Below are 21,403 nucleotides of genomic sequence, written 5' to 3' on the forward strand. Positions count from 1 at the left end.
ACCATTTAAAAAAATGACTTAACCCCTGCGTTCAATTTCCCAACCCGCAAAACAGAAATTAAAGACCAAAAACCGACAGCAAAAGATTACAAACCCTCTATGATAATGAGTAACTGCCTATTTAAAAAAACATAAAAATTAAACACTTTCACTAAAAAAATATACATAAATATGGATAATATGTTACTCCGTGACACTATCAAATAAATACAATGCAGACATTGGCACAAACAAAAAAATACTGATGGATTTCATTCTTGTTTTTCGGCCTGCGGCAGAGTAGTCGGTAATATCTCGCTTATTTGTGCATAGAGGCTTAAAAATAATTCAACTGTTAAGCAGAACCCTGTAGCTGCTTTTCTAACATTAACTGATGATATTTACAGATGATATCGTCCGGGTGACCGATGTCTCGTAAACGATGATCTTCAATCCAAATCACCTTATCGCATACCTCCCGCACATCAGACATATTATGACTGACAAATAAGATAGTCACACCTCTGCGTTTAAAAGCATTGATGGTCGCCAGACACTTTTGTTGAAAAGCAGCATCCCCTACCGCCAGCACTTCATCAATGATGAGAACATCAGGCTCCACCTGACTAATCACCGAAAAACCTAACCTGGCCATCATCCCACTGGAATAAACTCTGATAGGTTCATCAATAAAGTCTCCCAGCTCAGAGAATGCAATGATATCAGGCATTTTCTCAAGAATCTCTTTCCGGCGAAGCCCTGTCAGCGTAGCATTCAGGATAATATTCTCACGACCTGTCAATTCCGGATGAAACCCCCCGCCTAATTCCAGCATGGAAGCAATACGCCCCTGAACCGTGATGTGGCCCGCAGTAGGTTTTATCACTCCTGTCAGTAAACTGAGGGAAGTACTTTTACCTGCGCCATTGGCACCAATTAAAGCGACTGCCTCTCCTTTGTAAATTGTGAAAGTAACATCCTCAATCGCCAGATATTGTTTACCTCGCAATAATGAAAACGCACGACGAGGGTGTAGTAACAGATCTTTGACTCCGGACCCGATATGATGATAGAGAGGAAAGGATTTGGTTACTTTATCAAACCTAATCACAACGTCCATTATAAAATCTCTGCAAAACGATATTTAAGTTTATTAAACACTATGACACCTGCCAGTAATACTCCAGCCGAAAAAAGATAAAACTTTGCCAACAGAGGATAGTTCAACTGATTCTCCATTAACAAATCACGCCAGCATATAATCATATCCGCCAGTGGATTGAATATGATTAACCATCTATATTTTTCCGGTATCATATCTGCCGTGTAGAGAATCGGAGTACAATAGAACATTAGCATGATACCGAGCGTCACAAATCTCTCTGTATCGCGAAAAAACAAATTAACTGACGAGAAAATAAGCGCACAGCCAAATGTGAACAGAATCTGAGCTAACATCACTGCCGGCACGCCATATAACCAGATAACTGAAGGATGCCTCTGATATATCAGCATAAAAACAATAATTACAGGTAAGGTACACACAAAATGTATGCCTTCCATCATTACATTGCTTAATGGAATGACAGAACGTGGGAATACAGTTTTTTTTATGATCTGTGAATTAGAGAGAAACGAAAATAAAGAATTATTTAATGACGTAGAAAACCATTGCCATGGAAACAACCCGGTAATAATGAATAAGGTATAATCTTGTATATTTACACGCATAATTATTTTAAAAATAAAGTAATAAATCAAAGCAAACAGCATCGGGTTGGCTATTGACCAAAGATACCCCAAAAAGCTGCTTTTATAACGAACCTTTAATTCTTTAGCCGTCATAACATAGAGTAACTCAATTAAATAACCTGCTTTACTTCCCATTTCCCCACCCAATCCGGAACGACCATAACGCATAAATCATCTGCCAGTTAATATTATTCGTTTAATAATAAACAACCCCAGGCAACTTCCCATTCTGCTACCAGGCTGCACACTCAGGGCCGGATTAATTTAACGACATTGTCAAATTAAGCGCAACACCTGATTCCAGTTTGAAAACACCGGAAAATGAAAACACGAACAGCAATAAACATCCATCAAAATTTACTGATGAATAATAATCAAAAATTATAGTTACACAGAATTTAAGTTAAAGACAACGGTCTATGAATAAGCGCATATGGCGATATATTACATCGCCAGAGATATTTATTTGGCTTAACTCCCACTGTCTGCTAATTTCTTCTCATCCTTCAGGTCGGTAAACAACAAACTGTGATGAACTATCAGGTAAGCAGTGTAATGAGCCACTATGATTTTCTGAATCCTCCCCGCTGTGTTCAACTCAATAGCAATGACGACAGATTATTCTCAGGAATGGTGCAGGGATATTATCAGCAGGAGGCTGCTGGAGGTGCGGTGCATGTATAATTACAGATAACAACGCTTAACACTTAAAGAAAGAGACAGAATTAACCGACGGGATTGTTCATCATGAATCACTGCCGGCAGTCAATTCCTGCCGACAGTGAAGCTGTTATTCGGGGGTTAACGATAGCCTTGTGGATTTTGGCTTTGCCAGTTCCAGGTATCCTGCATCATTTCATCCAGGCCGCGGGAAACTTTCCAACCCAGTTCACGTTCTGCCAGTGAAGGATCGGCCCAAAAGGCGGGTAAATCACCACTGCGACGCGGTTTAATAGCATAAGGAACCGGCTTACCACAGGCTTTTTCAAACGCCTTAATCATTTCCAGCACTGAATAACCTTTACCTGCACCCAGGTTGTAAGCACGATATCCCTTCGTGTTTTTCAGATGATCAAGGGCTTTCAGGTGACCTTCTGCCAGGTCAACCACATGGATATAATCACGTTGGCAGGTACCATCCGGGGTGTCGTAATCATCACCAAAAACCCCTAACTGATCTAGTTTGCCAATAGCGACCTGCGCGATATAAGGCAACAGGTTGTTAGGGATACCCGCCGGATCCTCGCCAATTTCCCCTGAAGGATGCGCACCAACAGGATTGAAATACCGCAGAGCAATGGTATTAAAATCAGAGTCTGCTTTAGAAAAATCCTGCAGGACCTGTTCGATCATTACCTTAGAGGTACCGTAAGGGCTGGTAGTACCACCAATCGGGGACGTTTCAACATACGGGACCGGCGCATTTTCACCATAAACCGTCGCCGATGAACTAAAAATAAAGTTCATAACGCCGGCATTACGCATCTCTTCCAACAATACTACCGTGCCTGAGACATTATTATCATAATATTCCAGTGGCATCCGTGTCGATTCGCCTACTGCTTTCAGGGCAGCGAAATGAATCACTTCTGTGATCGAATGTTCTGCAAATAATTTCTGCAGACACTGGCGGTCACGGACATCTCCCTCAACAAAAACGGCTGGTTTTGCAGCTAGTTGAGCAACACGGCGCAGGGATTCTTCAGAAGCATTACAAAGATTATCCAGTACTACGACCTCGTCACCACGCTCCAGCAGGGCTAACACCGTATGAGAACCGATATAACCTGCGCCACCTGTGACTAAAACTGACATATCTGACTCCGTGTTTTTATGATTTGAAATAACGGTTATTCAATTATTTAGAAATGATTTTCCTGATACTGTCACGGAACTCCCGGCCCTGAGAAGGATTACGTAATCCATAGCTGACAAATGCCTGCATGTACCCCAGTTTGCGTCCACAGTTATAATCCACACCGCTTAACAGAGTCGCTTCAACCGTTTCTTTCTGTTTCAGACTGGCAATCGCGTCTGTCAGCTGAATTCTTCCCCAGGCTCCGGGTTCAGTCTTTTCCAGTTCCTGCCAGATGCCGGCAGACAGTACATAACGGCCTGCGGCCGCCAGATCAGATTCAATCTCCGGAACCTCTTCAGGTTTTTCGACGAATAAGTCAATTTCGCTGATATCACCAGGACTATTCAGTGGTTCACGGGTGGTAATAATTGAATATTCGGATAGTTCTTCGGCGGGCATATGCTGGCATAAAACCTGACTGTTACCAGTAGATTCGAAGCGGGAAATCATCGCTGCCAGGTTATAGCGCAAATGATCTGCCGTATAACCGTCCAGAATAATATCCGGTAAAACCACCACAAATGGATTATCTCCAATCATAGGCCGGGCGCAAAGTACTGCATGCCCCAGACCCAGAGGCTGAGGCTGGCGAACATTCATGATAGTCACACCAGGTGGACAGATGGACTGAACTTCTTTGAGTAACTGACGTTTAACACGCTGTTCCAGTAATGCTTCGAGTTCATAGGTCGTATCGAAATGGTTCTCTACCGCATTTTTCGAGGCATGGGTAACCAGCACAATTTCTTTGATTCCAGCGGTGGCACATTCATCAACGATATACTGAATCATTGGCTTATCAACTACCGGCAACATCTCTTTCGGAATTGCTTTGGTGGCCGGTAACATGTGCATACCTAATCCGGCAACCGGAATGACAGCTTTTAATTTAGTCATAAACATTCCATTTCTTGAGTAAAAGTTAATGCCCCGATTATGTGCGATAACACACGTTAATCTGCATCAGTATCTTCTTAAATCCCGTCGTGACTGCACTCTCGCTGGCATGGATTTCATTGGGTGGTTGTCTGCTATTCCGCTATTTGCCGGGGCTGATGGCAGCCGTGAATCAGTCAGGATTATTGGCTGATTAACAGGTCAATGCCAGCTTTAACCGTAGGGACTAAAGAGTTTGGGGGGATTCTCGCAATCCGAAGATAGGCACATTATACCCCGCCAGCATGATCAAAACGCAGATTCATATGCCTGGTCTCATTCAGATTGCGGTTATTTATCCCTGCCGGGTTTGCTGTTATGGTCGACCCACTGATTAATCCGTTTTTTTATTTCATTACGCAGGTTACCGTTCAGTAACTGACTCACGGGTAACGAATATTGTAGCTTGCTCCACGGACCATAAAAACGTACCGGCACCGCCTCTTCAGAGAGTAACTTAACCAGCTTGTCGTCACCTTTCCAGTCCTTCATCATCAGTCCGAAAGTCACATCCATCGTCCGGTGGGCGAAGTCAATATTGCCCTGGCCACTCAGTTTCATATCACTGTTTTCGCCCTGCAACTGAGAGAGGGTCAGATTGCCCGGGACCAGGCGGATATTACCTTTTAGCGGTGGGACCCCGGCTTTTATTAGGTTGTCAGAATGCACCCGATCGCTGGTTCTTGCCACTGCATCACTCACCATTTGCCGCAAATTAAACGGGGCAGTATCCAGTTGAGATACACTCAAATCTGCCTGTCCATGCCACTGGTTAAGGATATCCTGGTTACTTAACCCTTGCCCACTGAACTGGCCTTTCATGGTCAGTTCACCCCGAAGCGCCTGTGGAAGTTGCAGGAATGCCAGCGCAGGCTGAATCTGAATATTCTGTAAATCCGGAGCGAAAACCACCTGTGCAGCCTCAGAACGCAGATCGATCTGCCCGGGCAGAGAGAAGTGACCATTACCCAACTCACCGGTGAGGGTATTGATGGTCATTAATCCCTGAGCATTGGTTGCGCTTAGTTGTAACTGTTTGAGCTGTAAGCCACGCCAGACCGCGCTATCCGCATGGATGCTGATATCCATCATCGCATCACGCAGCCAGGCTTCCTGTAACGGTTGGCTATCGGTATCGGCGATAACCGGTGCTCTGACCGCCGGCCGGACTACATGGCCGCCTGACGCTCTGGCGGAGGTCAGTAACTGGTCGAAATCGGCAGTCTTCGAGTTCAGACGCAACTGCAAGGCTGGTGCGGGGAGTAAATGACCGTGAAGTTCACCCGAAAAATCACTGTTATTGGCCCCGAGTAATAACCCGGTCACATCGAACTGGTTGCCGGAGGGCTTCCAGACAGCATTAAACGAAGCCTGTCCGTTGATTCCATCAGTTGGGAGATCAACGCCGGAAATCTTATAGCTGGCACGGGAAACCTGTAACCCCAGTTGATGAGGGTACTGAGTCGCATCCAGAGCCCCCCTCACATCCAGTGCCAGATTTTGCTGATTACGGGAAACTCTGCCACTGAACTCAAAGCTACCTTGCTTGTATTGTGGCTGATAGATGGAAAGATTGACATCACGGAAGTTAATCTGATTACCATGAGCGTCCTGCCAGATAAACAGACTGTCAGCAATATTGAGTCGCGCAATGTTAAAACTCCAGCCACGTCCAAAGGATCCAAAAGCAGGGCTTTCTGGCGGAGCTAAAGGCTCACCTTGTTGATGTTCGCGGGTAGTGGTTGGAAGATCACGGATGACGGCATTCTTCAGTAAAACCTGACTTACCTTAAGCTGATGGGACAGTAACGGCAATAATTCAACGTCCAGTCGCATATTTTCGGCACTTACTGCAGGGTCAGTGGCGCCAGGTGCGGTCAGAGAGACCTGCTCACTCAGAATGCTCAGCCGTGGCCAGACGTGCCAGCGTAAATCACCAGAGATTTTTAACTGATAACCACTGCGTTTAGCGACTTCCTGTGCCATATATCCGCGAAACTGGTTCGGATTCACCAGCATAACCAGTGCCGTCATTCCCGCGACAACGACCACCAGTAAAATCGCCAATGTGGTTATCAATCTTCTCATACCATCCCCGGTGTGATTTTTTAGTCTTTATCGATCCTGCTGGCTACTGCACCCTGTTGATCACGATATTTTGCATCTTCTCTGCGGTTGTAGGGCCGCAGGGCCGGGCCGGACAAAGGTTCGAAACTCAATGCTCCTATCAACATACCCGGTCGAAGCGCTAATGGCAATTTACCTGAATTATAGAACTCCAGCACTATCCGCCCTTTCCAGCCAGGATCGATGCGGTGCGCGGTCACGTGAACCATCAGTCCAAGCCGTGCCAGTGATGAACGACCATCCAGCCAACCCACTAAATCATCCGGTAATGTCACTGATTCCAGGGTGACTGCCAGAGCCAGTTCTCCGGGATGAAGAAAAAAGGCATCACCTTCCGGCAGGATTATTTCGTCGCTCATCACGCGGTCAAGGGCTGCGCTGACTTCATCTTTCGGACCGCTAAGGTCAATAAACGCAGCCGTATGCCCACGGAAGGTTCGAAATTTGTTACCCAGCCGCACATCCACTGTAGCACCACTGATACGTTCTACAGGCGGACGGGGTAAAATTTCAAGCCTGCCAGTGTCCAGCCAGACTTCGATATCGCGGTCACACAATCTCATGCTGATCTCTCCATAACTCTGCTCAGGGGGAGGAAGATGAATCTTCCCTGCCATCATTATTCAAAAAACTGATTGATTTTTGCTTTAAGTATATCGATAGCAATCCGGTTTTTCCCACCGCGAGGAACAATGATGTCGGCATATTGTTTCGAGGGTTCAATAAATTGCAGGAACATGGGCCGGACAGTTTTCTGATACTGAGTCATCACCGAATCCATTGACCTGCCGCGTTCATTCACATCCCGCTTCATTCTGCGCATCAGACAAATATCCAGCGGCGTATCCACGAAAATGGAGAAACTCATTTCTTCACGCAACCGGGCATCCGTCAGTAGCAGGATGCCTTCCAGGATGATGACTTTCTTCGGCAACAGCTTAATCGTTTCTTTCATCCGTGTATGTTCAGAATAGCTGTAAACCGGGAGGTCTATCGCATGCCCGGCTTTAATCGCCTGCAAATGAGTCAGTAACAAATCATGGTCCATCGCATTTGGATGGTCATAATTGGTTTTAATCCTCTCTTCCATGGTGAGGTGGCTTTGATCCCGGTAATAACAATCTTCCGGGATAACTCCGATATGCTCGTCACCCACCTGGTCACGAATTTCACGGTAGAGAGTGCTGGCAATCAAACTTTTACCGGATGCCGAAGCTCCGGCAATGCCCACGATTACGCACTGATGGGACGTGTCAGTCATACTTTTTTGAGACCTGAAACTGAAGCCGGTAGTTTCTGAAAATTAACAGATTGTACGGGCAAATTGAGAGGGTTTACGCCGGCGATTATAGGGACTTCGTGCCCCTGATGCCAGAAAAATGCATCACTAATCTTCAGACTCACCCCCATAGCCGGTTTTGCTATTACGCTATATACTCTGCGGCCACTCTTAAACCTGATTACTGATTAATCATCTGGCCTGTGCCATCTTTACGGGCAGACCCTACCAGGAAAAACATGTACTGGAAAAATTTGACTTACCTGGGTGACAGCATGCTGCTGCTACCTACCGCTGTGCTGATTGCTGTGTTTGTTTTCTGGAAAAGCGGACGCTGGCAAACCGCTTTTGGCTGGTTAGTCACCTTCGGCACTGCCGGTATGATAGTGAGTATTTCAAAAATTTTGTTCCTGGGTTTTTTTATTGGCAGCAGAACTTACAACTTCACTGGTTTCAGCGGACATACCACCATGTCCTCGACTTTCTGGCCGGTATTAATGTGGATGATATCGGCACAGCGTCCAATCTTATGGCGTCGCCTGCTAATGATCACCGGCTATGTGCTGCCGTTAGCTATAGGTTTCTCGCGGCTGCAATTGCATGCTCACTCCCCGAGTGAAGTCGTGAGTGGCGCTATCCTGGGGCTGGGGCTGAGTTCACTCTATCTGTTTATTCAGCGTCGCACGGAACTGAAAGCAATTTCTGTGCTGCAACTGGCTATATTTTTGGTTCTGCCGGTGTGGATTATGTTTCATGGTCAACCCGCTACCACTCAACAGTTTCTGGCTAAACTCTCGGCCAGACTGGCCGGAATCGAAAAACCCTTTACCCGCACAGAGTTACTAAAACTCCATTCAGCAAATTAACCGCTGACCATTTACGCCTGTCGTTTTACAGGGTAAAGTCGCCCCCTTTTTTCTGTGTTCAGGGGGCGACAGCCATGTTTATTGGTTTTGATTACGGTACCGCGAACTGTTCTGTAGCCACAGAACAGGAAGGCATTTTCCGCCAGTTATTGCTGGAAAAAGGCTCGCCACTGCTCCCCTCAATGATCTCAGCACCGCTGCGTACTGTGCCCAGCGAATGGCTATACCGCTGTCACGAGGTCGGGTTTCCTACCCCGGAAAACACGGCATTGTTGCAATATGCATTACGCCTGAATCGTGAAGAAGATATTCGGGTCACTGCCGATAGCGTTAGTTTCGGACTTCAGGCACTGGAGAACTATATTGCTGACCCGGAAGATACCTGGTTTGTAAAATCTCCCAAGTCTTTTCTGGGTGCCTCTGGCCTTAAATCTCAGCAAATTGCGTTTTTTGAGGATCTGGTGTGTGCGATGATGCTGCACATTCGCCAGCAGGCCGAGCAACAGACGAATACCCCGATAACTCATACTGTGATTGGCCGTCCGGTCAATTTCCAGGGGACCGGCGGTGAGGAAGCGAACCACCAGGCTCAAAATATTCTGTTACGTGCTGCACAGCGTGCCGGATTTCGCGAAGTTGAATTTCAGTACGAACCCGTGGCCGCAGGACTGGAGTTCGAAGCGACACTCAGCGATGAAACCCGGGTACTGGTCGTCGATATCGGTGGAGGAACCACGGACTGCTCACTGCTGCTGATGGGACCGCAATGGCGTGATAAGGTCGATAGAGTGGACAGCCTGCTGGGTCACAGTGGTTGTCGGGTTGGTGGAAATGACCTGGATATTATGCTGGCATTTAAAACGCTGATGCCATTGCTGGGCCAGGGAGGCATCACACTCAAAGGTACCGGTTTACCTACCCTGCCATGGTGGAATGCGGTAGCCATTAATGACGTTAATGCTCAAAGCCAGTTTTATTCCACAGAGTGCGGCAAATTATTGCAACAAATGGTCAAAGAGGCACATCAGAGTGATTTGGTACGTCGGTTGTTTAATGTCTGGCGCCACAAACAAAGCTATCAGTTAGTACGCAGTGCCGAAGAGAGCAAAATACGTCTGTCTGACAGTGAGATGACCACCATACCGTTGCATTATCTCGACCAGGGCCTGGAAACCACGCTAAACGTCAGACAATTGAATGAAGCCATCAGCCAGCCACTCGACAAGATGATCCAGCAAATTACAGCCGTCATGGCCACTGCTGACTGCAAACCGGAAGTCATATATCTCACCGGAGGCAGTGCCCGCTCACCATTGCTGCGTGATGAGATTGCCAGAGTTTTACCCGGCACACCAATCGCCAGCGGGGATGATTTTGGGTCCGTCACTCTCGGACTGGCCCGCTGGGCGGCAACACTGTTCCGCTAGCCGCTGCGCCCCGTTAAGGGGCGTCATTTCTCCCTGTCTGACCGCCTGAACTGCCGTTCAGGGCCTCCCTGTACCGATATCCATATTTCCTCCAATTTTTGCCGGAACTTAAGGTTATACTGTTGGGTCAGAGTGTGGAAAAACGTCGGTTCAGATGCAGGAGAGCATAGCAGAGCATGAAAGCAAAACTTCGGGTGTCCACGGTGGTGCTTTTTTTACTGATCGTCATTGTGCTGGCGTTAGCCACCATCCATTTTTGGCATGCCAAAAACACCAGGCCCTCTTCTGCCAGTCCGGCTCTGGGCCTGAGCTCTGCCAGCCATGACCCGGCGGTTCCGGTACAGATTGCCACGGTTCGCCGGGAAACAGTGCCGCAATATATCACCGCCCTGGGCACAGTAACGGCCTCAGCCATTGTGACCGTTCGCAGCCGTGTTGACGGGCAACTCATGGCGTTACACTTTCGGGAAGGAGATAGCGTGACTGCCGGTCAGTTACTGGCAGAAATTGATCCGCGTCCCTTTAATGTCGCGCTGTTACAGGCTCAGGGGCAACTGGCCAAAGATCAGGCAACACTTAACAATAGCCGCAATGATCTGCGTCGCTATCAGAAACTCGCCACCACCAAACTGGTCTCTCAGCAGGATCTGGACAACCAGCAGGCACTGGTCCGTGAAAGTGAAGGAACGGTAAAGAGTGACCAGGCTGCCGTGGATAATGCTCAGCTCAATCTGACCTATAGCCGGATCACCGCGCCGATCGCTGGTCGTGTCGGGTTCAGGCAGGTGGATGCGGGTAACTACATCACTGCCGGGGATACCACCGGGATTGTGGTTATCACCCGAACGCACCCGATTGATGTGATTTTTACCGTCCCCGAGGCCGCTATTGAACAGGTTGTCGGCGCGATGAAGCAAGGCCAACCGCTGCTGGCTGAGGCCTGGGATCGCAGTGACAACCATAAACTGGCAGAGGGTAGCTTACTCAGTCTGGATAATCAGATAGACAGTACCACGGGTACGCTTAAGATTAAGGCAAGATTTGCCAACCAGGATGACCGGCTGTTTCCTAATCAGTTCGTCAACCTCCATCTGCGGGTCAGTACTCTGACAGATGCCCTGCTGATGCCGGTCTCAGCACTGCAGATGAATAACGAAGGCAATTTTGTCTGGATTGTCAGTCAGCAGAATACCGTCAGCAGAAAACAGGTGTCGGTAGGTCTGCAGCAGAACCAGCAGGTGGTCGTCACCGCCGGGCTGAGTGCCGGAGACAGAGTGATCACCGACGGTATTGACAGGCTAACCGAAGGCTCTGCGGTGAATATCGTCCAGGGCTCTGCGGCAGTAGCTGACAGCGATGCCGGAGGAACAGACCAATGAACCTGCTGCCGGACAGCTCTTCCGGCGGACCTTCCCGCCAGTTCATCCTGAGGCCGGTCACCACCACCTTACTGATGGTGGCTATCGTACTGGCCGGGATTCTCGGCTACCGTTTTCTGCCGGTATCTGCATTACCCGAGGTGGATTACCCAACGATACAGGTCGTGACCCAATATCCCGGCGCCAGCCCGGAAGTCATGACATCCGCGGTGACAGCCCCACTTGAACGCCAGTTTGGGCAAATGTCGGGTCTTAAACAGATGTCATCCGGCAGTTCCGGCGGAGCTTCGGTCATCACTCTGCAATTTCAGCTAACACTGCCGCTGGATATTGCCGAACAGGAGGTTCAGGCGGCGATTAATGCCGCGATGAGCTACCTGCCTGATGATTTACCGAATCCCCCCGTCTATAACAAAGTCAATCCGGCTGACCCGCCAATTATGACACTGGCAGTAACCACCTCGAGTCTGCCACTCACCCGGGTACAGGATCTGGTGGAAACCCGGATTTCGCAGAAAATTTCCCAGGTTAGCGGTGTGGGACTGGTGACCCTCGCTGGCGGACAACGGCCGTCGGTGCGGGTGGATCTCAATGCACAGGCACTGGCCGCATTAGGACTTACCAGTGAGGATGTTCGTACCGCTATCGATAATGGTAATGTTAACACCGCTAAGGGCAGTCTTGATGGGCCTGAACGGGCCATTACTTTATCAGCCAATGATCAGCTGCAAAGCGCCGAAGACTATCGTCAGTTAATCATCAGCTACCGGAATAATGCTCCGGTCAGGCTGGGAGATGTAGCCACAGTCACTCAGGCTGCTGAGAACCAGTGGCTGGGGGCCTGGAGTAACGGACAGGCAGCCATTATCCTGAATGTTCTGCGTCAGCCTGGCGCGAACATCATTGATACGGCCGATAATATTCGCTCCCTGCTACCCACCCTAAAAAGTAACCTGCCGGCCTCAGTGAAACTGGAACTGATCAGTGACCGGACCATGAATATCCGCGCCTCCGTCAGTGACACCCGGTTTGAATTACTGTTGGCGATTGCACTGGTGGTCATGATTATTTATCTGTTCCTGCGAAATATTCCGGCCACCATCATTCCCGCAGTGGCCGTACCGCTCTCGCTGATTGGCACCTTTGCAGCGATGTATCTGCTGGGATTCTCGGTTAATAATCTGACACTGATGGCCCTGACCATTGCCACCGGTTTTGTGGTGGATGATGCGATAGTGGTGATTGAAAATATCTCCCGACATATCGAGAAAGGCGTTCCCCCGTTACAGGCCGCGCTTCGGGGTGCGGGTGAAATCGGTTTTACCATTATCTCACTGACGATTTCCCTGATTGCCGTGCTAATCCCCTTGCTGTTTATGGGCGATGTGGTTGGCCGGTTATTCAGGGAGTTTGCTGTCACGCTGGCTGTTTCTATCCTGATCTCCGCCGTCGTCTCGCTGACCCTGACCCCAATGATGTGCGCACGTATGCTGAAAAATGGCACGCTGCATCAACAAAACCGCTTTTCACTGGCCTGTGAACGGATATTTGAGCGAGTGATTGACGGTTATGGCCGTTTACTCAGTCGGGTGCTGAATCACCCATGGCTAACCTTAGGCGTCGCTATCGGCACGTTGGTCCTGACCATTGTACTCTGGGTTTTTATTCCGAAAGGATTTTTCCCACAACAGGATAACGGGCTGATTCTCGCCAGCGTTCAGGGCCCGCAAAATGTCTCGTGGACCAGCATGACCCGACGCACCCGTGAAGTGACGGATATCCTGCAAAAAGATCCGGATGTGGCCAACGTCAGTGCCTTTGTCGGCATCGACGGGACGAACCCATCGCTGAATAACGCACGGTTGCAGATTACCCTGAAACCGCTCTCAGAACGGAATGATCGCATTCCGCAAATTGAACAACGGTTACAACAATCAGTCAGTGGTCTGCCTGGTGTCAGTTTATGGATGCAGGCAGTTCAGGATCTGACTATCGATACCGAAGCCAGCCGCACGCCTTATCAGTTTACCCTGCAGTCCCCTTCTCAGGAGTCTCTGGCCGGGTGGATACCTAAACTTCTGGGAGAATTACGACAGGCCCCACAACTGCGTGAAGTCAGCAGCAACTGGCAGGATCAGGGGAATGAGGCCTTTATCCGCGTTGACCGCGATACCGCCAGCAGGCTGGGGATTACCATGGCGGATATTGATAATGCACTGTATGACGCTTTTGGTCAGAGACTGATTTCCACTATTTATACCCAGTCCAGCCAGTACCGCGTGGTGCTGTCACAACAGACAAGGATGGATCCGGGATTACAGGCACTCCGCAATATCCGGCTAACCAATAGCGATGGCGGCACGATACCGCTAACCTCAATTGCCCGGGTAGAACAGCGCCATGCTTTGCTGGCAATTAACCATCTCGATCAGTTTCCTGCAGCGACAATATCCTTTGACGTCGCCGAAGGCTATTCTCTCGGAGAAGCGGTGAATGCCATAACCCACATAGAAAACCAGCTGAATTTACCCTCAGATATGTTGACCCACTTTCAGGGGAGTACCCTGGCCTTTCAGGCTGCGCTTTCGGGTACTGTCTGGCTGGTTATCGCCTCCATTGTGGCGATGTACATTGTGTTGGGTATTCTTTATGAAAGTTTTATTCATCCGGTCACTATTCTCTCAACCTTGCCTACCGCCGGTGTCGGAGCGCTACTGGCACTGATGGTCTCCGGCCATGAACTGGATATCATCGCTATTATTGGAATTATCCTGCTGATTGGTATCGTCAAGAAAAATGCCATCATGATGATCGATTTCGCGCTCTCCGCAGAACGTGAACAGGGCGTCACTCCACAGGAAGCCATTTATCAGGCCTGCCTGTTGCGTTTCAGGCCGATACTGATGACCACCATGGCGGCCCTGCTAGGTGCTCTGCCTTTAATGCTAAGCTTTGGTGTGGGGGCTGAGTTACGTCGGCCGCTGGGCGTTGCCATGGCCGGGGGGCTGATCGTCAGCCAGGTTCTTACCCTGTTTACCACCCCCGTCATTTATCTGCTGTTTGACAGGCTGAGCCGTCGGCTGAAACCCCACCAAACTCATCCGTCGTCGCCGGAGTCGTTACCGTGAGGTTTCTGGCAGTATTCATCTATCGCCCCGTCGCTACCCTGCTGGTGGCGACTGCCATACTCCTGGCAGGTATTCTGGGTTTCCGCTTATTACCGGTGGCCGCGCTGCCGCAGGTCGATTTTCCGGCAGTAGTCATCTCTGCCAGTATGCCCGGAGCTTCAGCCGAAACCATGGCTGCGTCCATAGCCACTCCGCTGGAACGTTCGCTCGGCAGGATTGCCGGTATCAGTGAGATGACATCGTACAGTTCACTGAGTAATACCCGCATAATTCTGATCTTTGATCTGGACCGTGACATCAATGGTGCTGCCCGTGATGTTCAGGCGGCACTGAATGCCGCACAAAGTCTGCTCCCGACGGGCATGCCTTCACGTCCGACTTACCGTAAAGCGAATCCTTCGGATGCACCGGTGATGATTCTGACACTAACCTCAGAGACTTACTCACGGGGGCAGTTATATGACTACGCCACTACCCGGCTGGCGCAGTCGATATCTCAGATTGAGGGGGTGGGTGATGTCACTATTGGCGGAGGATCGCTGCCGGCCGTGCGGATCGATGTTGACCCGCAGCAACTGTTTAATCAGGGGGTATCACTCGAACAGGTACGCACCGCCATCAGTAATGCAAATCAGAGACGGCCTCTGGGTGCCATTGATGAAGGAGATCAACGCTGGCAACTGTCCACCAATGATGCTCTGAATAACGCTGCCCGGTACCGGCCCCTGATTATCCACCATAAAGACGGTGGTGTGGTCAGGCTGAGTGATGTTGCCACCCTTACCGATGATGTTCAGGATAGCCGGAACGCCGGTCTCAGTAACGGTAAACCGGCCATCCTTATGATGGTCCGAAAAACTGCTGACGCCAATGTGATTTCGACCGTTGACCGGATACGTGAGCGGCTTCCCGAACTCCGGAAGGAGATCCCGACAGCCATACATCTAAGCATCGCTCAGGACAGGTCACCGACGATCCGGGCTTCTCTCAGTGAAGTCGAACAGTCTCTGCTAATTGCTGTGGCACTGGTGATTCTGGTGGTATTCTTTTTCCTGGGATCGGCCAGGGCCACCCTGATTCCGGCGGTAGTCGTTCCGGTATCGCTGGTGGGGAGCTTTGCCGCTATGTATCTGTGTGGCTTTAGTCTGAACAATCTGTCGTTGATGGCCCTGACGATAGCCACCGGATTTGTGGTCGATGACGCTATTGTGGTACTCGAAAATATTTCGCGACATATCGAAGCCGGCATGAAGCCATTTAAAGCCGCAGTGACCGGTATGCGGGAAGTCGGGTTTACGGTGATTGCGATGAGTCTGTCACTGGTCGCGGTTTTTATACCCCTGATGATGCTCGGGGGGCTGATTGGCCGTTTCTTTTCAGAATTCGCGATGACTCTGTCGGTCGCCATTGTTATTTCATTATTTATTTCTCTGACACTGACACCAATGATGTGCGCCAGGTTGTTACGGGTGACAGGTCACCAGACACCGGTAAGGCGGAGTATTTTTCGTCGGACCACGGACCTTTTGCAGGCTGGATATGCCCGTTCGCTACACCGCGTTTTACACTATCCGAAACTGACACTGTGCGTATTGCTGGCCACTCTGGCGCTCAATATTCTGCTGTTCGTGACTATTCCTAAAACCTTTTTGCCAGAGCAGGATACCGGGCGGATTTCCGGCAGTATCTCCGCGGATCAGAGCATTTCATTTCAGGCAATGCGCGGTAAGCTGGAAGATTTCATGCGAATTGTCAGCGCCGATCCGGCAGTCGATAATGTGACCGGCTTTACGGGGGGAATGCGGACTAACAGCGGTTCTATGTATATCTCGCTTAAGCCGCTGTCTGAACGCGATGTCAGCGCCAGACAGGTCATTGACCGGTTACGTAAGGCTCTGTCGAAAGAACCCGGCGCCCGGCTTTATTTGAGTCCGGTTCAGGATATCCGTACCGGAGGTCGGGAATCCAATGCCAGCTATCAGTTCAGCCTGCTTTCCGATGATCTGCAGGCACTGCGCCAGTGGTCACCGGTGATCCTGAAAGCATTTCGCCAGTTACCGCAACTCACCGATGTCAGTTCAGATCAGGAAGACAATGGTGAGGAGCTGCAACTGGTCTATGACCGTGCTGCAATGGCAAAACTGGGGATCAGTGTAGCGCAGGCCAATGCCCTGCTGAATGATGCGTTCGGCCAGCGGCAAATATCGACTATCTACCGGCCGCTGAATCAGTATCGGGTCGTGATGGAAGTTGACCCCCGTTATACCCGTGATGCCACGGCACTGTCACAAATGTACCTGATCAATAAGGAAGGCAAATCGATTCCTCTGTCACAGATAGCCCACTGGGAATCCGCCAACACCCCGATATCAGTTAACCACCAGGGATTGTCAGCAGCCGCGACCCTCTCCTTTAATCTGGCGGATGGAATAGCTTTGTCACAGGCTTCTTCGGCGATTGAAACCACCATGGTTCGTCTGGGTGTGCCGGCCAGTGTCCGGGGTGAATTTGCCGGCGATGCCAAACTATTCCGTCAGTCACAGTCGAGCCAGTTGTGGCTAATTGTCGGGGCCATTGCGGCGGTCTATATTGTATTAGGAATGCTGTATGAGAGTTATATCCATCCGGTGACTATTCTCTCGACCCTGCCCCCCGCCGGTGTCGGTGCTTTGGTGGCATTACGGATTTTCGATACCCCCTTCAGCCTGATAGCTATGCTGGGGATTCTGCTGCTGATTGGCATTGTAAAAAAGAATGCCATCATGTTAGTAGATTTCGCGCTGGTCGCGGAGAGGGAAGCCAGGCTGACTCCACGTGAAGCCATATACCAGGCCTGTCTGCTCAGGTTCCGTCCTATACTGATGACCACTTTGGCCGCACTATTCGGTGCACTGCCGCTGGTAATGAGTTACGGGGATGGCGCCGAACTGCGACAACCACTGGGCATTTCGATTGCCGGAGGCCTTATCATCAGCCAGTTACTCACCCTGTATACGACCCCGGTCGTGTTCCTGATGATGGATAAACTCAGGAAACGTAAATCCGGGCCACAGGACCTTGTTTTATGACCAATAAAAACAACGCACCTCCAGCCACTTCGGTTCGCTGGCAATTGTGGATAGTCGCTTTCGGATTTTTTATGCAGTCGCTGGATACCACGATTGTGAATACTGCCCTGCCCTCTATGGCCAAAGCGTTGAATAATAGCCCGCTGAATATGCATATGGTCGTTGTCTCGTATGTATTGACTGTTGCCGTAATGCTGCCGCTCAGTGGCTGGCTGGCAGACCGCTTTGGGGTAAGAAATGTCTTTTGTAGTGCCATTGTGCTGTTCACTCTCGGTTCCTTGTGCTGTGCAATTTCAGGTAACCTTGATCAACTGATTTTATCGCGGGTGCTGCAGGGGATTGGCGGCGCCATGATGGTACCGGTGGGCCGTCTGACCGTGATGAAAATTGTGCCACGTTCCGAATATATGGCGGCAATGGCTTTTGTCACCCTGCCCGGACAACTCGGACCGATGGCAGGCCCCACCGTCGGCGGACTGCTGGTTGAATACGCCAGCTGGCATTGGATCTTTCTGATCAACCTGCCGGTAGGTATTGTGGGTACCATTGCTACTCTGAAATTGCTGCCCAACTACAGTCTGCCGGGCCGTCGTTTTGATTTCCCGGGATTTCTGATGCTGGCTATCGCCATGGCTGCGCTTACCCTGGCACTGGAAAGCCATCAGTGGGCATCCAGCCATACCTTGTTGCTGGCCGTGCTCCTGAGCAGCGGTATTGGTTGTCTGGCTCTGTATCCCTTGTATGCCAGGCGACGTGAAAACGCCCTGTTTAACCCGGACTTATTTAAGAATCACGTGTTTCGTATCGGGCTGATTGGCAGTATGGTGGCCAGGACCGGCAGTGGTATGTTGCCCTTTACCATGCCACTGTTTCTTCAGCTGGCGCTGGGTTTAAGTCCGTTTCATGCAGGACTGATGATGCTGCCGATGGTTGCCGGCAGCATGCTTATCAAACGGGTCGTCGTCAGACTGGTGAATCAGACAGGCTACCGGATGGCGCTGATCAGCTCGACCCTGTTACTTGGCCTGATTGTTCTGACGCTACCGGTGCTGATGAAATTCGATCTGATCTATGCTCTTCCCGGGGTCCTGTTTATTCTTGGCGGGGTCAATTCTGTCCGCTTCACGACCATGAATACCCTGACACTGAAAGAGTTGCCGGATACTCTGGCCTCTTCGGGTAACAGCCTGTTGTCGATGGTGATGCAACTGGCGATGAGTACCGGGGTTACCCTGGCCGGCCTCGCTATGGGGGCTTTTAGCCATCAACAGTTAATGGATACCGAAACACTCATCCACACCTTTAGCTATCTCTGGCTGGCAATCGGTATTTTCCTCTGGCTACCGATCGGCGTGTTTTGGTTTATCCCGGAGGATCTCAGCCGCAATAGTCTGTTAAAGAAAACAGGTCATCGCCGATGAAAAGCCGCTGGACCTTTAATATCGGCAGCAAACTGTTTGTGACTATCTTTGGCACCTGTCTGCTGGTGCTGGTCACCATGCACTGGGCTGTCAGAATCAGTTTCGAACATGGGTTTGTTGACTATATTCGCGAGAGTAATGAACAACGGCTGAACCTGCTTAGTGATGCTCTGGCCGAGCAGTATCAGCAACACGGCGACTGGACCTTCCTGAGAAACAACAACCGGATAATCTACTCCCTGTTACGTTCACTGGAACAAAATCAGCAACAAGCTAACTATCCACGCCCCGGCTGGCGAACTCCGTTCTGGATAGTCGATCTCCGCTATCGGGTACTGATAGGCCCCCGGGAGAGCCTGCCGTACGAACGCGTCGAACACCCGATTATCACGACCGATGGCAAAACTGTTGGCTGGGTGTTAGGTTCCCCCCCGGAACAGCTGACCCGCAGCACCGATATCAATTTTGATCATCAGCAGAAAAGAGCCAGTTGGGTCATCGTCGGACTGACCACCCTGCTGGCTGCCATTGTGACCTGGTTTCTGGCACGAGGCTTACTGGCTCCCGTGAAACGACTGGTGGATGGCACGCATCAGTTGGCTGCCGGAAAACTGACGACCCGGGTGGAAGTGACCAGTCAGGACGAACTTGGCCAGTTAGCCCGGGATTTTAACCAACTGGCAGAGTCTCTGGAAAAAACGGAAACCAATCGTCGCGCATTTATCGCGGATATTTCCCATGAATTGCGTACCCCTTTAGCCATACTGCAGGGCGAGCTGGAGGCAATACAGGACGGGGTCCGACGTGTCACCCCCGAAGCTCTGCAGTCATTGCAAAGTGAAGTGATGATCCTGAAAAAAATGGTCGATGACCTGCATCAACTGGCGCTGTCAGATTCCGGAGCATTACGTTATCAGATGATGAACTGCGACTTAAGTGAACTGCTCAGCCAGGTGACCACCGCTTTTCAGCAACGTTTCATGGCCGCAGGGATCACCCTGAGCTGCCACTGTCCGCCGAAGGCACCGATTTATGGCGATTTTAACCGGCTTAACCAGTTATGTCATAACCTGTTGGAGAATAGCCTGCGCTACACCCATGCTCCGGGAGAGTTGAGGGTGACCCTGTCAGCACAAGCGAATGGCTGGTACCTGGAATTCTCTGACAGCGCCCCCGGGCTGACCCGTGAGCAACAGCAGCATATCTTTGACAGATTCTACCGTGCCGAGAACTCCAGAAACCGTGCCAGTGGAGGCTCCGGGCTGGGTCTGGCCATTTGCCGTGCCATCACTGATGCTCATCAGGGCGAAATTAGCTGTCAGCACTCCCCCGCAGGAGGTGTTACTATCAAAGTAAAACTTCCTTTCAATAGTGACAGGCCGGACTCATGACTGAAGAAAAACTTTCAGCAAGGATTATGGTAGTAGAAGATGAGCCCAAACTGGCACAACTGCTGGTAGATTATCTGGAAGCCGCCGGCTATCAGGTGAGGGTGGTTTCACGGGGGGACGAAGTTATTCAACAAGTCAGGGAATTACCGCCTGACCTGATGATCCTTGATTTGATGTTGCCCGGTAAAGACGGATTGAGTATTTGCCGCGAATTACGTCAGTTTTCCGATCTGCCGGTGATTATGCTGACTGCCCGTAGTGAAGAGATCGATCGCCTGCTAGGACTGGAAATAGGTGCCGATGACTACGTCTGTAAACCCTTTAGTCCGCGTGAGGTGGTAGCCCGTGTAAAAATCATTCTTCGCCGCTGTCTGGTACGCCGGGATGAGGCACAGACTGAAGATATTCCTGGTCTGGACATTGATACCGGGCGTTTTCAGGTGAGCTGGGATAACCAGCCGATAGAACTGACCCCGGCAGAATTCAGATTGCTGAAAACGTTGTCCCAGGAGCCCGGAAAAGTCTTTACCCGGGAACAATTGCTGAACCTGTTGTATGACGATTACCGGGTGGTGACCGACAGAACTATCGACAGCCACATTAAAAACCTGCGCCGCAAACTGGAAAATATGGACAGTGAACAAACTTTTATTCGCGCGGTTTATGGGATTGGGTATCGCTGGGATACTCACAAAAGCCGACTGCACTGACTAGCGCATTGCTAACAGAAATGATTTACATCCCGGTACTGCCCCTCTACAATTCCCCTTCTTTTTGTAGGGTCGAATTTTT

General features: G+C 50.2%; 15 protein-coding genes. 8 read left to right on the top strand and 7 right to left on the bottom strand.

Features of this window, described 5'->3' with window-relative positions; translation table 11 throughout:
* Nucleotides 1-334 precede the first annotated feature (334 nt).
* The 7 genes from B3Z23_RS05475 to udk form a co-directional block, all read right to left on the bottom strand.
* Nucleotides 335-1,099 (bottom strand): ABC transporter ATP-binding protein, encoded by a 765-nt coding sequence (locus tag B3Z23_RS05475; RefSeq protein WP_294902761.1) that lies wholly within the window; start codon nucleotides 1,097-1,099, stop codon nucleotides 335-337.
* Complete coding sequence (locus B3Z23_RS05480) at nucleotides 1,099-1,866, bottom strand: ABC transporter permease (protein ID WP_294902857.1); 768 nt, start codon at nucleotides 1,864-1,866, stop codon at nucleotides 1,099-1,101. Before B3Z23_RS05480 ends, B3Z23_RS05475 begins: the two co-directional genes overlap by 1 nt.
* Before the next feature lie 666 nt (nucleotides 1,867-2,532).
* A complete protein-coding gene (galE, locus tag B3Z23_RS05485) occupies nucleotides 2,533-3,546 on the bottom strand; it encodes a UDP-glucose 4-epimerase GalE (RefSeq protein ID WP_294902763.1) in 1,014 nt (337 codons plus the stop codon).
* Between the two features lie 43 nt (nucleotides 3,547-3,589).
* Nucleotides 3,590-4,486, bottom strand: a complete 897-nt coding sequence (gene galF / locus B3Z23_RS05490; RefSeq protein WP_294902765.1) for a UTP--glucose-1-phosphate uridylyltransferase GalF — start codon at nucleotides 4,484-4,486, stop codon at nucleotides 3,590-3,592.
* Between the two features lie 330 nt (nucleotides 4,487-4,816).
* Nucleotides 4,817-6,613, bottom strand: a complete 1,797-nt coding sequence (gene asmA, locus B3Z23_RS05495) for an outer membrane assembly protein AsmA (RefSeq protein ID WP_294902767.1) — start codon at nucleotides 6,611-6,613, stop codon at nucleotides 4,817-4,819.
* 20 nt (nucleotides 6,614-6,633) lie between these two features.
* A complete protein-coding gene (gene dcd, locus B3Z23_RS05500; RefSeq protein WP_294902769.1) occupies nucleotides 6,634-7,215 on the bottom strand; it encodes a dCTP deaminase in 582 nt (193 codons plus the stop codon).
* A 56-nt stretch (nucleotides 7,216-7,271) separates the two neighbouring features.
* On the bottom strand, nucleotides 7,272-7,913 hold the full coding sequence (gene udk, locus B3Z23_RS05505) for a uridine kinase (RefSeq protein WP_294902771.1): 642 nt from the start codon (nucleotides 7,911-7,913) through the stop codon (nucleotides 7,272-7,274).
* 257 nt (nucleotides 7,914-8,170) lie between these two features.
* Here udk and B3Z23_RS05510 point away from each other — a divergent pair, with 257 nt between their 5' ends.
* The 8 genes from B3Z23_RS05510 to baeR all read left to right on the top strand — a co-directional run bounded on the left by B3Z23_RS05510 (nucleotide 8,171) and on the right by baeR (nucleotide 21,321).
* Entirely contained in the window at nucleotides 8,171-8,797 is a 627-nt protein-coding gene (locus tag B3Z23_RS05510; RefSeq protein WP_294902773.1) for a phosphatase PAP2 family protein, read from the top strand.
* A gap of 74 nt (nucleotides 8,798-8,871) precedes the next feature.
* Complete coding sequence (yegD, locus tag B3Z23_RS05515) at nucleotides 8,872-10,224, top strand: molecular chaperone (RefSeq protein WP_294902775.1); 1,353 nt, start codon at nucleotides 8,872-8,874, stop codon at nucleotides 10,222-10,224.
* 176 nt (nucleotides 10,225-10,400) lie between these two features.
* Nucleotides 10,401-11,603 carry an MdtA/MuxA family multidrug efflux RND transporter periplasmic adaptor subunit gene (locus B3Z23_RS05520; RefSeq protein WP_294902777.1) on the top strand — a complete coding sequence of 401 codons (1,203 nt, stop codon included), beginning with the start codon at nucleotides 10,401-10,403 and terminating at the stop codon, nucleotides 11,601-11,603.
* Nucleotides 11,600-14,731 (top strand): MdtB/MuxB family multidrug efflux RND transporter permease subunit, encoded by a 3,132-nt coding sequence (locus B3Z23_RS05525; protein ID WP_294902779.1) that lies wholly within the window; start codon nucleotides 11,600-11,602, stop codon nucleotides 14,729-14,731. Before B3Z23_RS05520 ends, B3Z23_RS05525 begins: the two co-directional genes overlap by 4 nt.
* Nucleotides 14,728-17,799, top strand: coding sequence for a multidrug efflux RND transporter permease subunit MdtC (gene mdtC / locus B3Z23_RS05530; RefSeq protein WP_294902781.1), 3,072 nt, complete (start codon nucleotides 14,728-14,730; stop codon nucleotides 17,797-17,799). The genes B3Z23_RS05525 and mdtC overlap by 4 nt, the downstream gene beginning before the upstream one ends.
* Complete coding sequence (gene mdtD, locus B3Z23_RS05535) at nucleotides 17,796-19,220, top strand: multidrug transporter subunit MdtD (RefSeq protein WP_294902783.1); 1,425 nt, start codon at nucleotides 17,796-17,798, stop codon at nucleotides 19,218-19,220. Before mdtC ends, mdtD begins: the two co-directional genes overlap by 4 nt.
* Nucleotides 19,217-20,611 carry a two-component system sensor histidine kinase BaeS gene (baeS, locus tag B3Z23_RS05540; protein ID WP_294902785.1) on the top strand — a complete coding sequence of 465 codons (1,395 nt, stop codon included), beginning with the start codon at nucleotides 19,217-19,219 and terminating at the stop codon, nucleotides 20,609-20,611. The genes mdtD and baeS overlap by 4 nt, the downstream gene beginning before the upstream one ends.
* The gene (gene baeR, locus B3Z23_RS05545) at nucleotides 20,608-21,321 is read left to right on the top strand and encodes a two-component system response regulator BaeR (RefSeq protein WP_294902787.1); all 714 of its coding nucleotides are present in this window, start codon (nucleotides 20,608-20,610) and stop codon (nucleotides 21,319-21,321) included. The genes baeS and baeR overlap by 4 nt, the downstream gene beginning before the upstream one ends.
* Nucleotides 21,322-21,403 lie beyond the last annotated feature (82 nt).

It is taken from the genome of Tatumella sp. UBA2305, from assembly GCF_002345795.1.
Lineage (GTDB): Bacteria > Pseudomonadota > Gammaproteobacteria > Enterobacterales > Enterobacteriaceae > Tatumella > Tatumella morbirosei.

Coding starts and splice junctions, on each gene's coding strand:
- B3Z23_RS05475 (WP_294902761.1), bottom strand. CDS start 1,099: ATGGACGTTGTGATTAGGTTTGATAAAGTAACCAAATCCTTTCCTCTC.
- B3Z23_RS05480 (WP_294902857.1), bottom strand. CDS start 1,866: ATGGGAAGTAAAGCAGGTTATTTAATTGAGTTACTCTATGTTATGACG.
- galE (WP_294902763.1), bottom strand. CDS start 3,546: ATGTCAGTTTTAGTCACAGGTGGCGCAGGTTATATCGGTTCTCATACG.
- galF (WP_294902765.1), bottom strand. CDS start 4,486: ATGACTAAATTAAAAGCTGTCATTCCGGTTGCCGGATTAGGTATGCAC.
- asmA (WP_294902767.1), bottom strand. CDS start 6,613: ATGAGAAGATTGATAACCACATTGGCGATTTTACTGGTGGTCGTTGTC.
- dcd (WP_294902769.1), bottom strand. CDS start 7,215: ATGAGATTGTGTGACCGCGATATCGAAGTCTGGCTGGACACTGGCAGG.
- udk (WP_294902771.1), bottom strand. CDS start 7,913: ATGACTGACACGTCCCATCAGTGCGTAATCGTGGGCATTGCCGGAGCT.
- B3Z23_RS05510 (WP_294902773.1), top strand. CDS start 8,171: ATGTACTGGAAAAATTTGACTTACCTGGGTGACAGCATGCTGCTGCTA.
- yegD (WP_294902775.1), top strand. CDS start 8,872: ATGTTTATTGGTTTTGATTACGGTACCGCGAACTGTTCTGTAGCCACA.
- B3Z23_RS05520 (WP_294902777.1), top strand. CDS start 10,401: ATGAAAGCAAAACTTCGGGTGTCCACGGTGGTGCTTTTTTTACTGATC.
- B3Z23_RS05525 (WP_294902779.1), top strand. CDS start 11,600: ATGAACCTGCTGCCGGACAGCTCTTCCGGCGGACCTTCCCGCCAGTTC.
- mdtD (WP_294902783.1), top strand. CDS start 17,796: ATGACCAATAAAAACAACGCACCTCCAGCCACTTCGGTTCGCTGGCAA.
- baeS (WP_294902785.1), top strand. CDS start 19,217: ATGAAAAGCCGCTGGACCTTTAATATCGGCAGCAAACTGTTTGTGACT.
- baeR (WP_294902787.1), top strand. CDS start 20,608: ATGACTGAAGAAAAACTTTCAGCAAGGATTATGGTAGTAGAAGATGAG.